Here is a 13211-nt window from a genome sequence, read left to right as displayed (position 1 = left end):
TCTTGGCATAATAACCTCATTACTTTATCTTGTAAGGTAAATCGTACCATGTAAATCAAAGTGAGTCAAGGAATTGTCCCCTGACTCACCCTGACTCATTAAATTTAAATTAAAACAATGCTATAATGAGAGTGAACCTCCCCACCTATACTTACAGTTTAGAGGTAGGAGCTTCTTATCATCACCGGAGTAACCCTTACGAACTTGAGGTCAAAAATATGAAAGAGCAGAATTGCAATGCATGTCCGTATTGTTTCCAAGGAGTGATAATATGAGCTATTCTATTGGCTTTTTAAGTAAAAAATTCAATCTTTCTAGAAGCACCCTTTTATACTATGATTCCGTCGGCCTTCTAAAAGCATCCGGAAGAACAGATAAAAATTATAGAAAGTATTCAGACGAAGATATCAACAGGTTAGAGCAGATATGTATGTACCGACAGACAGGTCTTTCCATAAAGGAAATCAAGGAAATCCTGGATTGTGATGGTAATGCTACCAGGGAAGTTCTTGATTCCAGGTTGATGGAATTAAACGAATATATACTAAAAATTCGCAGTCAACAGAGGATGATTATTGATATTCTTAAAAATGAGAAGCTGCTGGAGAGTCTCACGTTCATTGATAAAGATTTATTAATAAACCTGCTGAGTAATGCTGGTTTTGATGAACTGGATATGTGTAAATTACACGGGGAATTAGAAAAGTTATCACCACAAAGTCATCAAGAGTTTCTCCGGGCGCTGGGCTTTAACCAGGAAGAAATTAAAGAAATAAGAACTGAAGCTCAAACTATTATTATGAAGCGGTAATTATAACAGGAGATTTTAAAAAGCTGTGGATAAATTTCCACAGCTTTTTAAATTAACCGGTTGACCTGACTATAACTTTATAGTTTAAGATGAATACATTAAAAAATGAAAGGATGATTACTAATTGAAACCCTTTAAGGAAAAAAGAACAATTTGGAGTTATAGTCTTTCCTTTAATGCTGCCCCTGATGTGGTGTTTCCCCTGTTGTGCCCCGTGAGGGAACTTGAATGGATACCGGGTTGGGAATATGAAATGATTTATTCTAATTCCGGGTTAATTGAAGAAGGATGTATTTTTACAACAGATGAGTATGTGGAGGGTACTGTATGGTATGTTGCTGAGTATGATCAGGCAAACCATAAAATTTTATTCATTCAGTACGCCAATGATCTTATGATTGTAAGGTTTGCAGTAGCTTTAAATAAAGATGAAGACGGAAACACAAAGGCCAGGGTGGATTATACCTTTACTGCTTTAACTGAAAAAGGCAGCGAATACATTGATAGTATTTCTGAGGATGAATTTACTTTTGAAGTGGAATCCATGGAGGAGCTGTTAAACCACTATATAAAAACGGGCCGTATGATGAAAGTCTAGGGTTGGCTTAAAAGCAAGAAAAGAGTTAGCGTCAGCTGACTCTTTTTCTAGCTTATGAATATCACTTTTCAATCAATATCTTTTACATTAAAGTATATATCTGAAATTGTACCCTTCCAATATTCATACTCTCCCTCAGGAAGATGCCAGATAGCTTTAACTTTTGTAGGAAATTTTAGGCCTTCTTTTTCTGTGTAGTCGTCGACTAAAGCAGTGAATTTTATTTTTTTATAATCTCCTTTTGGATCGTTATAATATCTATCATCTGTTTCAAAACGGATATATTCTCCTTTATCATTAAAGAAAAAAGTGCCTCCTACATCTAATCCCTTATGAAGAATCCTTGCGTTAGCAGTATTTTTATCAATCTCTTCCCATGTAATATAGTCTGCAAGGGCATAGCCAGGTACCAAAGGAACTTCAGCTAAGATAGTGATTAATGCAGATTGTGATGTTTCTTTATCTTGAGAGTTAAACACAGTGAAGATTCCTGCAATTTTCCCCAGCATATTTCCCCTGCCATCACGATAAATATCTCTTCCTTCAAAAGGGATTACCCCCAGTATAGCGGCTTTCATGTAAGCAATTCTCATTGGTTCTGGAACAGAATTGAATTGCTGTGTTTTTAATTTCATCCATTTTCTTTCAGGGGCTAATTTGATGTAACTATCACTCCAAATTACTTCAGCATTAATTATTTCCTCGTGTTCAATGAACCCACAATACTTAAGGTAATTCTGAACAGGTTCAGGTAAATGTTCAATATCTTTCTCCGATATTATGGATTCTCTTTCCAGGCCCGAATATTGATTAAGCTCTTCATTTTTTTCTTTTCTGTAAAGGTTTTTTAAAGATGCAGCATTCCCTACAACTATAAGTATCATTAAAATTATAGCGAAAATTAAAAGCAAGACATAGTATTTCATATTTCCCCCTACTTCCAGAAATTTAAAATTTCAAAATTAGTTCTGATAAACGCAGTTAATTGAAAATCTCCCTCTTAAGTTTTCGGAGAAACAAAAGCAGCTCTCCTAATTTTTGCAAACTGTTCTTTGCCTACCCGGGGAAGGCTATTCTCGGCTATTGAAAAATCCTCTTGGAAATTATATTTTGAACAAATGCCTTTTCTCATTTATATTTTTTTCTTTAAACTCAAATAAGATTTTTCAGCATCAAACCTCTCCGCCCACATTTCTTCGAGAACCAGTAAATCATCTTTAAACTCTTTCAACGTCTGAGTATCTTTCATTTCAATTTCTTCCAAAATCTCGAAAGTAAACGCCTGGCTTCCATACTGATCCCAATCCTTTTTTAACCTTAACAGGACACATGAATTAGTCTTTTTTGAAAACTCAAAACGGTTTTTTTGTCCCTGTATATTTAAGTCCGCTTTTAACCAATACCAGCCATTGGCAGTATTGGTTATCTTATATACCCCACCTGAGATTTTTCGTGACTTGTATTCAAGGATAAGTTCTTTTTTTCTCTCACTTTTATTGCTCATCTTTAGTAACCCATATCTTTTAATATTTTTGAAAGTGTCCTTAAACGTTCCCCAATTAACTCATCATCATTACTAAGGGCCTGCTGAAACAGCTTAATATCTCCTTCAATCATTGGATTATCTGTACAAACAGATACAGTCATGGCATCTCCCTGCATTCCAACTCTGTCAATAACAGGTTTTTCAGAATCGAACAGCTTTTCATAACGGTATGCCTCTCTAAAATGAAGCATGGACCTGCAGATAAGGATAGACAGATCTATTACCCGGTGCAGGGGCAGTTCTTCCGACTGCCTGGACCATTTTTCCCCAGTATAACGCCATACCTTAGCAGAAATGTCCAGTTTACCCCGTTCATTCCACTGGGCAAGCCCAAGGGATAATCCCTTTGCATCTGAATTATACGCATTCCTTCCATCCACATTTTCATAGTTTTCCGAGACAATAACCGGTTTATGTTTCAGCGTTGTGGGTATTTTCATTTATTCATAACATCCTATCTGACCTTTTAAGGTTTAGTATTTTTGTAATTTAGTAATTTTTTTATTTAGTAATTTACTAAGTTACGTGTTTAGTATACTTCAGCAGTTCACTTTTTGTCAAGGGAAATGATCTCTTTTGTGCTGCGAACCTTTGAATACCCATCATGTTTAGGTCAATACCTGCTGCTGCCAGCTTATAGGTAAGTTACATTAGTAGAATACCAAAGGGCTTTTGACTCAACTTTTGATTGACTACTGTTTATAATAAAAGATAATTGTAATATAGATGAATTTAAGCAAAATCCCATGGTATATGGCAGTTCAGAGAGTTTTTGACTTGAGTATTATAAGAACTTTTTCCAGCAGATATCCGGTTGTATTCTAACTCTGTAGAAAGACTTCTTCGGTATGCCCGAAAAGCTTATTACCGTTTGGAATACTTCTCCGGGTTATGTTTTAAAAGAAGCAGGTCTTTCACATTCTCCAGTGCCCTGCTGTTTTTTACGGGAACCATCAGCCAGAAGGTCCCGTTAAACGGCTGAGCAGATGTAATCACATCAACCACTTCTTTTTCAAAGTCAGGGTACATGGCTTCCACCACCGGGAGAGAATCCTGTAAAATGACAATCAACGCTACAAAGCCGTCCTTTTCCGGGTAAAGGGTACAGAGGGACTTCCCGGATTTTTTATATTTCCTGTTCCAACCGGGCTTACCGGAGCATTTACTGTACGCCATCTTGGGAGAAGTCTTATATTTCTCCTGGATAAAGTCATTAATGCCCTCCCAGAGTTTTCTGCCCGGATTATCCATATAATCCAGTAACTCCTCCTCCAAAGGCTCACGGCTCCCGTCAAAAATTAAATCAATCTTTTCCATAAAATATTCACCTCTTACAATTTTTATTAATTTTAATTATTCCTCATTAATTGGGTACAATCCTCCTTTTAAAATACTATGAAAAGCGTTTCCAGTTTCATTATGATAGATACAAAATCAGAAGAAGTTGAGCAGAGATGAAAAACATGAAATATCTAATTTTTGGCGCAGGCGTTTTGGGCAGCCTATATGCCGCCGGGGTAACTGGAGGGAACAATAAGCCAGCGCCTGCAGTAAATCGCCGGGCCTTCAAAGCAGCTGGGCTTGAGGTGGAGCTGCCACTACTCCCTCTTCAAACCTCACACAGGTTAAGTGGAAGTAATTCAGTGTTGACAGCTAAACGAATTTGTTGTAAACTTAACCTAACTAATATTAGTTAGGGAGTGAAGTAATCCCAAAATGAACAGTTCAACTAAAGATATAATTAAAGAAAAAGCTCTCTCATTATTTGCCCAACGGGGCTATGACGGCACAACAATGAAAGATATTGCTGAATTGGTGGGTATCAAAACACCATCACTTTATGCGCATTTTACCAGTAAGGAAGAGTTGTTTTTTTCAGTTTATGAAGACCTGGCCAACGAGTATGTTTACTTAATGGAAAAAATTATGGGCACTGCTGAAAATATGGACATGGAAGATAAACTTTTCTTTATTTTCCAGCAATATATGATTTACTACATGAAAAATCCTGAGATACAAGCTTTCTGGAATCAGATTACCCTTTTTACACCTCCTGTAATAAAGGAAAAGTTCTTTGCCCACGTTGCAAACTGTGACGGACGCATACAAAAAAAGATGGAAAAGATCTTTGAAGAAGGAATCGAAAAAGGGTTTTTCAGGAAAGATTGCCCTATTAGAATGTCCTTGTCTTTTCGGTTCTTTAGGGAAGGGATTATAAATTGGATGATGGTTATGCCGGAATTGAAGAAAGAAAAATATATTAAAAACTTTTGGAGAGACCTGTGGTTAGGACTAAAAAAACAATAATTCTTAAACTGTGTTACGATGTCAAAAAGTTAGCTGGAATTTATAAATAATTTTAAAGAGGTGGTTGTTATGAAACAGGAAAAAAGTTTTAAAGTCATCGAGTGCAGCGGCACTCCCTATGAAATTGGTCAGCAGTACGGAGAGGCATGTAGAGACAACATAAAAAAATCCCTGGAAATGAATCTATACGGTTTATCAGCCTTTTACAATGCTTCCAGGCAGGATGTAACCGCAAATACATCAAAATTTCTTCCCCGGGTGCGGGATTTTGACCCGTATTTAATTGAGATGCTGAAGGGCCAGGCAAAAGGAGCTGGGTTAAATTTTGAAGAGGTTTTTTCCCTGCGGTGTATGTCGGAACTGTTGATTTACTACAACCAGATATCAGCTTTATGCACATCTTTTGCTGCTTCCGGAAAAGCTGTGGAAGACGGGAAAACAATGCTTGGACAGACTATAGACTGGACCCCGGATACTCCCCTGGACCTTTTAAGAATACGCCATGCAGATGGGCTTGTGCAGTTATCCCTGGTTATAGGGAGTTTTGTAGAGTACACCATCAGCTCAACCGGTTTTGGAATGTGTGCCAATGCCACCTTTGGGATGGATTATTCCTTTAACATACCCCTGGGATGCTACCTGCCTAAAGCAATGAGACAGAAAAATATAAATGAGGCTTTAGAAGTTTTAAAGGAGGCTGCCAGAGGTCTTGGTTATTACCACCTGGCCAGTGCTGAAGGTGAAATGGTGGGGATAGAAAGTGTCCACAACGATTTTGAAATATTAACACCTGAACAGGATATGATGGTTCACTCAAACCATTATCTAACTGAAAGATTCAAAGAAAGGGACATGGCCAGCCAGGCAATCCCGGACAGTTTTTTTAGAATTGAAAGGATTGAAAAATTAATGAATGAAAGCCTTTGTAAATTAACTCCTCAGGTAATGATGGAGATTATGAGGGACCATGAAAACCACCCCAACTCTATCTGCAAACATGTTGATATATCCCGGGCACCTGTAGTATCGGAAACCCTGGCTGCCTTTGTAATGGTCCCGGTAGATCAAAAGATGTATATAGCTTACGGAAACCCATGCAATTATGAGTTCGTTGAATACAAGCTGTAAGTTATTAGCGGAAATCTTATCATATCTTGAAGCAGGCCCGGATGGCATCATGGCATACACTGCGACGAATCATTACAGGATGAAAGAAACACTACAGTATTATGAGAGCATATGGGCAGAAAAGGGGTTCATACGTGTCAACAAATCTCAAATGGTAAATCTGCTGCACGTAAAATAAATCATCCCCTGGTTCAACTCGCGATACGTACTGAGAATGTATAACAACGTGGAACTGGAAGTGTTTGGATCTTTAAGAAAATCCTCTTCAACTACTTTGCTAACCGCTGAGATGTCGGCAAAGTGCTTAAGAAAGGTTACGATGGCCACAGGCGCTATAAACATGCTGAAACGGGTATCCCCGTAAGGACTGGGACAAGAATAGTAGCCCCATAATCAGATCTTTTCAGTCAAAACGAAAAAAAGAAAGTAGCTACTTGTTCAGGATAAAGTTCGTGTGCTCTCTGCAAGACAGCGACAGAAACTTTATAACCGGGCCGGAGGCTTAAATGGTTGTGAGCGGCCAGCTTAAGGTTATTATAATCATTATATTTATGGACTTTTATATAAGAAAGCACCGATTCATTATCGAAAAGGTGCTTTCTCATTATGATAATCTTGATTAACAATTTTATTTGTCTATCTAATTTATCTTTTGGATTTGTATAGAAGCATTGGAATTGGTTTGAATACCACCTGCCAGAGTTTGCAAAGTAATTGCAGCTGAACTGGTATGGTTTCTTAAAGTTAACACATCACCAACAGCAGCTGTAATAGTCACAAAACCAGGATTCGCCTGAGTACCTGCACCAGAGCCATAAGTGGCTCCTGGAACAGGCGTACCATTTTGGAAAAGTGTAAACTGATTTGTTTCCACACCTGTAACGTTAAATATAATTGAATAATCGCCTGCAGTACCAAGGGTAATTGTAGCTGTTCCTGGTGTATGCGTGATGGCACCAACAATGACACCATTATGGCTAAAGGTTATATCCGCCTCTAATGCCACTACTTGAGGATCCAAATTGTAGATATAAGCATAATCTGATAGCCCTTCGATTCCAGTTGCGCCCGTGGCTCCCGTGGCTCCGGTTACTCCCATTGCTCCGGTTACTCCCGTGGCTCCGGTGGCGCCAGTAGCTCCAGTAGCTCCGGTTACTCCCATGGCTCCGGTTACTCCCATGGCTCCGGTTACTCCCATGGCTCCGGTTACTCCCATGGCTCCGGTGGCGCCAGTAGCTCCAGTAGCTCCGGTTACTCCTGTGGCTCCGGTTACTCCCGTGGCTCCGGTTACTCCCATGGCTCCGGTGGCGCCAGTAGCTCCACCCGTGGCTCCGGTTACTCCTGTGGCTCCGGTTACTCCCGTGGCTCCGGTTACTCCCATGGCTCCGGTGGCGCCAGTAGCTCCAGTGGCTCCCGTTGCATCCGTTGACTCGACTTCTAGCAAAGATACATCGTCAACAACTATATCTGCACTACCTGCATGCGTTAACTTATTGATTAGCACAAGTGCATGCGTTGCTCCAAGAGGAGCTGGGTCTGTAGTTTTATAGACTACGAGCCAATCTTGCTCAGAAACACTTGTAATACGATTAACTGGAATGTTGGTAATAAGCCCATACCCAAGAAAATTAAAACCTGCATCATAATACGAAATTGATAATGATACTGGCGGACTCACGGCTGTTCCAACTTTAGCTAATGACACCATAAACTCATAACTTTCCCCTGGGACTATTGGAACGATTTGATAAACATATATATTGACAGCTCCGCCTGCTAAACGAGCAGCAAAAAAACCGGAATGACTAAATTGACTTGTAATAGTTGCATTAAATGATACCCATGGAGGAAATGCTCCGGTCTCAAATCCACCATTAACAATTCTCTCACTAAACGACAATTTCTGCCCCCCCTTCCTCATACAATATTGGCTATATTATAATGTATGAAAAAATATATAAATTGTTACACTTTACATGCAACAGTGAACAATTGTTCCTGCAATTCTGTATCAGGGTACGGGGTAATAATAAAAAAAGCTTCCCTGATCAAGGAAGCCATGAACCATATTTTTACTTAGCAGTGTTGCATAAAAACATATGAAAAGAATGTTTCTCACAAAACAATATTTTGATAAATAGCAAGGGCTTCCTTCCTCTGACCAATATTCCACAAACAGTCAGCCATTCCCATTAAGGCACGCATATAGGGCCTTGTTCCAATTAAACCCCAAAAATCACCGGTGTTTTCTTTAATGAATGCATCTCCTAAAGAAAGCTTCCCGGCCTCCAGGGTCACAGCTACATAAAGGAGTTTGTATCTAATTCATTTTTGTGATACTTAACTTCCAGGTTGACTATCAGCACCCCGTCAAATTCCAGGCCTTTAGCTGCATAAGAGGGCACAATTATTACACCGACCTGGTAGCTTTCATCATCGCCGGTAAGGAGGGTAAACCCCGCGAAACTATAATATTTCCAGGATACTTAACCGCCCTGAATTTTCACCATATTTCTTTCAATCTTTGCTTCATATAAAGCATTGTCCGCCCGTAACAGTATATCTTCAAAACATCTGTCATCCGGCACTTTTACAGCAACACCAATACTTACGGTAAAACTAATCATTTCTCCTCTGCCGATATCCAGTTTAACATCAGCAACTTTTTGCCGGATACGTTTTGCCGCATAAAAAGCCTCTGTTAAGCCTGTTTCAGGAAGAGTTATTGCAAACTCTTCGCCGCCAATCCGTCCAAACACATCTGAACTGCGTATTATATCATGGCAAACCACCACAAATTTTTTAAGCAACAGATCTCCTGTTCTATGTCCGTAAGTATCGTTTATTTTTTTGAAGTTGTCTAAATCTAACATTAGTAAAGATAGTTTATGATTGTACCGCCTGGCGGCAGAAAATATCTTATCAGATAATTCCAGATAATACCTTCTGTTAGCTATTCCCGTCAAACTATCGCTAGTTGCCAGGTGGGTCAATTCTTGTTCTTTTAATTTTTGATCAGAAATATCATCGATAATTGATAAATACCCGACTAAAACCTCCCGGGAATCTAAGAGGGGATTGGTCCTCACCCGATAATACTGTTCTCCACCCTTTTGAGACATCTTGATTTCAAAACTTGATTCCTCAGGGCAGTCATAAGCAGCCGCCCATTTCGGCCATTTTTTTAGTACTTCTGAAACTACATACCAGGACATAGAACCGCCCTGTTCATCCTGTTCATTATCAATAATTTGAGCAGCTCTAATATTATAATCAACAATCTGCTTGTCGGTATTAACCACCAGTATACCGCTCTCCATCATATCAATAACTTTGTCCCGGGCAATTGGCTGAATATCAAATAATTTATAGCGATATAATCCCCAGGCAATTAAAAGACCCGAAGGAATAAATAATAAAGGAGTTATGTTGAAAGGATATAAAAACCCCATCATATTTGCAGCATCGGATCCTAAAGGCAATAATAGACTGATTAATAGAATTACAAACTGCTGCCAGTAGTAACCCTTGCTGAATAATCCATCCAATAATATTATCAGGCATAAAAATATATTCATATAGCCATAAGAGAAAAACAACCACGATAGTGAGGTGCGGGTAATTTCAATATATGTAATTGCATTAAATTCAATTAATCTCGCGTCCAGCCTAATCAGGTGGTGAAATTCATTGGTCCAAATTAATAAAATTGCCAATAACGGTATTACGCACCAGTAAAACAGGCGCTTTCCCTGAACCCAGGACTTGCGACCCGAATATTCCAAAACCAGGGCTAACCAAAAAACAGGAGCTAATATAGCACCGGTTACCTTAACATTCAACCAAAACAATTTACTCTCAAAAGTTAAACTGTACAGTTCCATTGCATAACCTAAAGACCATATGGAAGCACATACCATCAACAAAATAAAAGGAAAAACACCTGGGACCTTGCGGTGCTTAAATACATAAACAGCCAGGGCAGACGTAAATGCTCCAGCTATTACTAACATAATGAAAAATGGTAATATTGTTTGCATCGATAACAGCCCCACTTTAAAGATATGATAATACTGACTTAGTCTATATCTTACTTCATTTTTTCTGAGCAGCAACCTCATCCAGTATAGAATGAAGCAGTTTGGATTTCTCTTTCATCTTCAATCCCTCAGACTCTTTTTTTGCCCTGTCCAATGCTTCTTTTAATTCGTCAATTTCTAAAACTTTCGCAGCGATGCAGTAATAATTTTTTGAGCGCCCTTCATTATACTCCTGCAGCATCTCTCTTAGTAATTGAACTCAACCCCTTTTTTCTTTACCGCACAGGTGATAAAGGGACAGCCGACAGCCATCCTGTCTTCGCTTTTGCAGCCCAAACACCGGCTTTTCGCCTCCGTATTGTACCTGGGGCACAGCCTGCAGGAAAGCCCGCATATTCCAATTGCAGGATATTTTATTTTCATGGCTGCACCTCACATTTTAATCAATATATCATAGGTCTAAGACCTTACCTTCTCCCACTGTACAGATATCTTTTTTAAATCTTTGGGATGGCTAATGTAGCTTTCCACGTATCCGCATTCACAGCAGACGTAATTGTCCAGGGCCGCCTGAGAACCCAGTACTCCTCCCATGTGAATTGTATTGATCGAATAAGGCCCCTTTTTGAAACTGATATTTTCTCCGGAATACACCTCTTGGGAATTACATTTTGGACAAATACCTTTTCTCATTTATATATTTCTCCTTAAACTCAATGGATCATTGAGGTCTATTTAGAACTTTCCTCTTCCACTTTTTACAATTCACGCTTTATTCTCTATTTCCGTAACACATTCCGTTTTGATTTTTCCCACCAGAAACTGAAGAGCATCAACAACATGAGGCCTAATATCGCCGCCAATTAATACATACATGATGTCCTCGCCGATCTCAAGCCGGCCTTCATTAAGCCACACCTTAATATAAAAAATTCCATTCATCTTGTAGGTTTCCGCAATCGCTGCATTAACCTTTGCTTCATCATAGGAGAATTCCATGCTCTCAACCAGCGAACCATCATCAACCCCCCGGCGAACCTTTGCTTTCGGGGTTTGGCGGACAACACCATTATGAACTAGAAACATTCCGACCTTCGCAGCCGCAGGATCCTTTTTGGCCTCCTTTAACCATTCGTCAATGGATGGTGATTCTTTTTTAATTCTTTCGTTAGTCATTACTTATCTCCCCCTATAGCTTGAGAATACGGCTTCAATACTTATTTATGTTTAGTTTTTGGTATAGTCCTTCTGATATGCAAAATCTTATCATTAGAATTTCAACAATTTACATTTTATTCCTTTTCCTTACCATACTGCTTTCCCTCTCTTCTTTTATATTCTATGCAGGAGCAATATTTTCCCCCTGTTCATATTTCTTTCCATCGATTCTGGAATTTCTTTTGCAACTTTGTCCAACTCTATCAGGAATTGATTATTGGCCCAACCAGTGAATGCCTATGGTCTTCTTAACAACTCCAAAAGACGTCTTAACCTTAAATTCTGACCACTTGACGGAAACTCGTTTATTCCTTTTACAACATGAAGTATTATATATCCATGATATATTTGAAAGGGAAGGTGGTCAATAATGAATTTAAAGTGGAAGATATTGGTGGGTGTCGTTGTTATCGGTATCATAGGATTAGGAATGCTGGCAAATATGAATAGGCCGATTTCTGAAGAGGCGGTTCGTGAAGGGATTCAGAAGCACTTAGAAAAACTGGTAGACGAGAACGATTCGTTATCCAGTGCTCTGCTTACCATCTACTCCAACAAAACAGGCTCCCTTCAGCAATTTGCCATAGGTACTAAAAGCCTGTCTTCGAATCAGCCGGTTAAAATAGACAGCCAGTATCATTCGGCCAGTGTGGGGAAAACCATGTGTGCGACGGTTTTTGGCATACTGGTGGATGAAGGCAGGATCAGCTTTGACGATACAATCAGGGCCTGGCTGGATGACGATATTCTTGAAGGATTATTTGTGTTAAATGGTACGGACTATAGCCATCAGGTTACCATAAGGCACTTGCTAAAGCACACATCAGGCGTCGGTTGTTATTTTGGAGATCCTGTGAAAAGTGGAAAGACAATGGAGGAGCTGATTACTGATAACCCTGATCTTTTGTTTACTTCGGAAGAACTGATTGCTTTTACCAGGGAGCATCAAAAGCCTGTGGGTAAACCGGAGCAGCAATTTCATTATTCGGATACAGGTTACATTCTTCTGGGATTAATCATGGAGGCTATAGAAGGAAAATCTTATTCCGACATATTACAAGAAAGAATCTTTGAACCTCTGGATATGAAGGACAGTTATCTGCTGTTTTATCAGGAAGAGCCGGCGGAGATTCTGGGAATATATTTAAATGGCATTGACTTCAGCGGGAGAAACGCATTATCCATCGACTGGTCCAGCGGCGGCATTGTTACGACGATGGATGATTTGTTGACTTTCATGATGGCTCTGGAAAATGGCAATCTGGTATCAGATGAAGTCCATCAGCAGATGACCGACTTCAGTGAAAGGTTCGAAAAAGGTATATATTATGGGATGGGCATGATGTATTTCGATTTCAGTGAGCTGTCGTTCCTGTTAAGGTCAATGACGAATGTTTATGGCGGTATGGGAATTACCGGGACATACATGTTCTACGATAAGGATAAGGATACCTACTTCATTGCCAATTTCGGCTCACTTGATTTCATGGAAAAAAGTATACAGGAATTGATTAGAATAAGGATGATATATGATAAAATGATAATAGAATAAATATTCGGTGA

At 39.2% G+C, this 13211-nt stretch carries 16 protein-coding genes; 6 read left to right on the top strand and 10 right to left on the bottom strand.

Features of this window, described 5'->3' with window-relative positions; translation table 11 throughout:
* Positions 1-271: 271 nt before the first annotated feature.
* Complete coding sequence (locus tag HUE98_RS04040; protein ID WP_241422587.1) at positions 272-811, top strand: MerR family transcriptional regulator; 540 nt, start codon at positions 272-274, stop codon at positions 809-811.
* A gap of 124 nt (positions 812-935) precedes the next feature.
* On the top strand, positions 936-1409 hold the full coding sequence (locus HUE98_RS04035; protein WP_241422586.1) for a hypothetical protein: 474 nt from the start codon (positions 936-938) through the stop codon (positions 1407-1409).
* Between the two features lie 68 nt (positions 1410-1477).
* Here HUE98_RS04035 and HUE98_RS04030 read toward each other — a convergent pair whose 3' ends face one another.
* The 4 genes from HUE98_RS04030 to HUE98_RS04015 form a co-directional block, all read right to left on the bottom strand.
* The gene (locus HUE98_RS04030) at positions 1478-2335 is read right to left on the bottom strand and encodes a DUF6544 family protein (protein WP_241422585.1); all 858 of its coding nucleotides are present in this window, start codon (positions 2333-2335) and stop codon (positions 1478-1480) included.
* A 206-nt stretch (positions 2336-2541) separates the two neighbouring features.
* Positions 2542-2913 (bottom strand): GIY-YIG nuclease family protein, encoded by a 372-nt coding sequence (locus tag HUE98_RS04025; protein ID WP_241422584.1) that lies wholly within the window; start codon positions 2911-2913, stop codon positions 2542-2544.
* Positions 2914-2915: 2 nt separating this feature from the next.
* Positions 2916-3395: a DUF6530 family protein gene (locus tag HUE98_RS04020; RefSeq protein ID WP_241422583.1), complete on the bottom strand. Its 480-nt coding sequence runs from the start codon at positions 3393-3395 to the stop codon at positions 2916-2918.
* 424 nt (positions 3396-3819) lie between these two features.
* Positions 3820-4272 carry a DUF3788 domain-containing protein gene (locus HUE98_RS04015; protein ID WP_241422582.1) on the bottom strand — a complete coding sequence of 151 codons (453 nt, stop codon included), beginning with the start codon at positions 4270-4272 and terminating at the stop codon, positions 3820-3822.
* Between the two features lie 399 nt (positions 4273-4671).
* On the opposite strand from HUE98_RS04015, the gene HUE98_RS04010 reads away from it, so the two are divergent.
* The 3 genes from HUE98_RS04010 (at position 4672) to HUE98_RS17950 (ending at position 6568) form a co-directional block, all read left to right on the top strand.
* On the top strand, positions 4672-5262 hold the full coding sequence (locus HUE98_RS04010) for a TetR/AcrR family transcriptional regulator (RefSeq protein ID WP_241422581.1): 591 nt from the start codon (positions 4672-4674) through the stop codon (positions 5260-5262).
* Between the two features lie 69 nt (positions 5263-5331).
* Positions 5332-6390 carry a C45 family autoproteolytic acyltransferase/hydolase gene (locus HUE98_RS04005; protein ID WP_241422580.1) on the top strand — a complete coding sequence of 353 codons (1059 nt, stop codon included), beginning with the start codon at positions 5332-5334 and terminating at the stop codon, positions 6388-6390.
* Positions 6365-6568 (top strand): LytTR family DNA-binding domain-containing protein, encoded by a 204-nt coding sequence (locus tag HUE98_RS17950; RefSeq protein WP_318036518.1) that lies wholly within the window; start codon positions 6365-6367, stop codon positions 6566-6568. Before HUE98_RS04005 ends, HUE98_RS17950 begins: the two co-directional genes overlap by 26 nt.
* Positions 6569-7030: 462 nt before the next feature.
* Here HUE98_RS17950 and HUE98_RS04000 read toward each other — a convergent pair whose 3' ends face one another.
* The 6 genes from HUE98_RS04000 to HUE98_RS03975 form a co-directional block, all read right to left on the bottom strand.
* Positions 7031-8290 (bottom strand): NTTRR-F1 domain, encoded by a 1260-nt coding sequence (locus HUE98_RS04000; RefSeq protein WP_241422579.1) that lies wholly within the window; start codon positions 8288-8290, stop codon positions 7031-7033.
* 586 nt (positions 8291-8876) lie between these two features.
* The gene (locus tag HUE98_RS03995; RefSeq protein WP_241422578.1) at positions 8877-10430 is read right to left on the bottom strand and encodes a histidine kinase N-terminal 7TM domain-containing diguanylate cyclase; all 1554 of its coding nucleotides are present in this window, start codon (positions 10428-10430) and stop codon (positions 8877-8879) included.
* A gap of 55 nt (positions 10431-10485) precedes the next feature.
* Positions 10486-10671: a hypothetical protein gene (locus HUE98_RS03990; RefSeq protein ID WP_241422577.1), complete on the bottom strand. Its 186-nt coding sequence runs from the start codon at positions 10669-10671 to the stop codon at positions 10486-10488.
* Between the two features lie 5 nt (positions 10672-10676).
* The gene (locus tag HUE98_RS03985; protein ID WP_241422576.1) at positions 10677-10853 is read right to left on the bottom strand and encodes a hypothetical protein; all 177 of its coding nucleotides are present in this window, start codon (positions 10851-10853) and stop codon (positions 10677-10679) included.
* A 36-nt stretch (positions 10854-10889) separates the two neighbouring features.
* On the bottom strand, positions 10890-11123 hold the full coding sequence (locus HUE98_RS03980) for a hypothetical protein (RefSeq protein WP_241422575.1): 234 nt from the start codon (positions 11121-11123) through the stop codon (positions 10890-10892).
* Positions 11124-11195: 72 nt separating this feature from the next.
* Complete coding sequence (locus HUE98_RS03975) at positions 11196-11606, bottom strand: molybdenum cofactor biosynthesis protein MoaE (protein WP_241422574.1); 411 nt, start codon at positions 11604-11606, stop codon at positions 11196-11198.
* A 412-nt stretch (positions 11607-12018) separates the two neighbouring features.
* On the opposite strand from HUE98_RS03975, the gene HUE98_RS03970 reads away from it, so the two are divergent.
* Positions 12019-13200, top strand: a complete 1182-nt coding sequence (locus HUE98_RS03970; RefSeq protein WP_241422573.1) for a serine hydrolase domain-containing protein — start codon at positions 12019-12021, stop codon at positions 13198-13200.
* Positions 13201-13211 lie beyond the last annotated feature (11 nt).

This window comes from Candidatus Contubernalis alkalaceticus, from assembly GCF_022558445.1.
Lineage (GTDB): Bacteria > Bacillota > Dethiobacteria > SKNC01 > SKNC01 > Contubernalis > Contubernalis alkaliaceticus.
Note: the sequence above shows the minus strand (reverse complement) of the source record. Positions and strands in the feature narration are given on the sequence as shown.

Excerpts from the sequence above, each read along its gene's own strand:
- HUE98_RS03970 (WP_241422573.1), top strand. The coding sequence starts at position 12,019 with ATGAATTTAAAGTGGAAGATATTGGTGGGTGTCGTTGTTATCGGTATC.
- HUE98_RS04020 (WP_241422583.1), bottom strand. The coding sequence starts at position 3,395 with ATGAAAATACCCACAACGCTGAAACATAAACCGGTTATTGTCTCGGAA.
- HUE98_RS04015 (WP_241422582.1), bottom strand. The coding sequence starts at position 4,272 with ATGGAAAAGATTGATTTAATTTTTGACGGGAGCCGTGAGCCTTTGGAG.
- HUE98_RS03985 (WP_241422576.1), bottom strand. The coding sequence starts at position 10,853 with ATGAAAATAAAATATCCTGCAATTGGAATATGCGGGCTTTCCTGCAGG.
- HUE98_RS17950 (WP_318036518.1), top strand. The coding sequence starts at position 6,365 with ATGAGTTCGTTGAATACAAGCTGTAAGTTATTAGCGGAAATCTTATCA.
- HUE98_RS04030 (WP_241422585.1), bottom strand. The coding sequence starts at position 2,335 with ATGAAATACTATGTCTTGCTTTTAATTTTCGCTATAATTTTAATGATA.
- HUE98_RS04025 (WP_241422584.1), bottom strand. The coding sequence starts at position 2,913 with ATGAGCAATAAAAGTGAGAGAAAAAAAGAACTTATCCTTGAATACAAG.
- HUE98_RS03995 (WP_241422578.1), bottom strand. The coding sequence starts at position 10,430 with ATGCAAACAATATTACCATTTTTCATTATGTTAGTAATAGCTGGAGCA.
- HUE98_RS03975 (WP_241422574.1), bottom strand. The coding sequence starts at position 11,606 with ATGACTAACGAAAGAATTAAAAAAGAATCACCATCCATTGACGAATGG.
- HUE98_RS04010 (WP_241422581.1), top strand. The coding sequence starts at position 4,672 with ATGAACAGTTCAACTAAAGATATAATTAAAGAAAAAGCTCTCTCATTA.
- HUE98_RS03980 (WP_241422575.1), bottom strand. The coding sequence starts at position 11,123 with ATGAGAAAAGGTATTTGTCCAAAATGTAATTCCCAAGAGGTGTATTCC.
- HUE98_RS04040 (WP_241422587.1), top strand. The coding sequence starts at position 272 with ATGAGCTATTCTATTGGCTTTTTAAGTAAAAAATTCAATCTTTCTAGA.
- HUE98_RS03990 (WP_241422577.1), bottom strand. The coding sequence starts at position 10,671 with ATGCTGCAGGAGTATAATGAAGGGCGCTCAAAAAATTATTACTGCATC.
- HUE98_RS04005 (WP_241422580.1), top strand. The coding sequence starts at position 5,332 with ATGAAACAGGAAAAAAGTTTTAAAGTCATCGAGTGCAGCGGCACTCCC.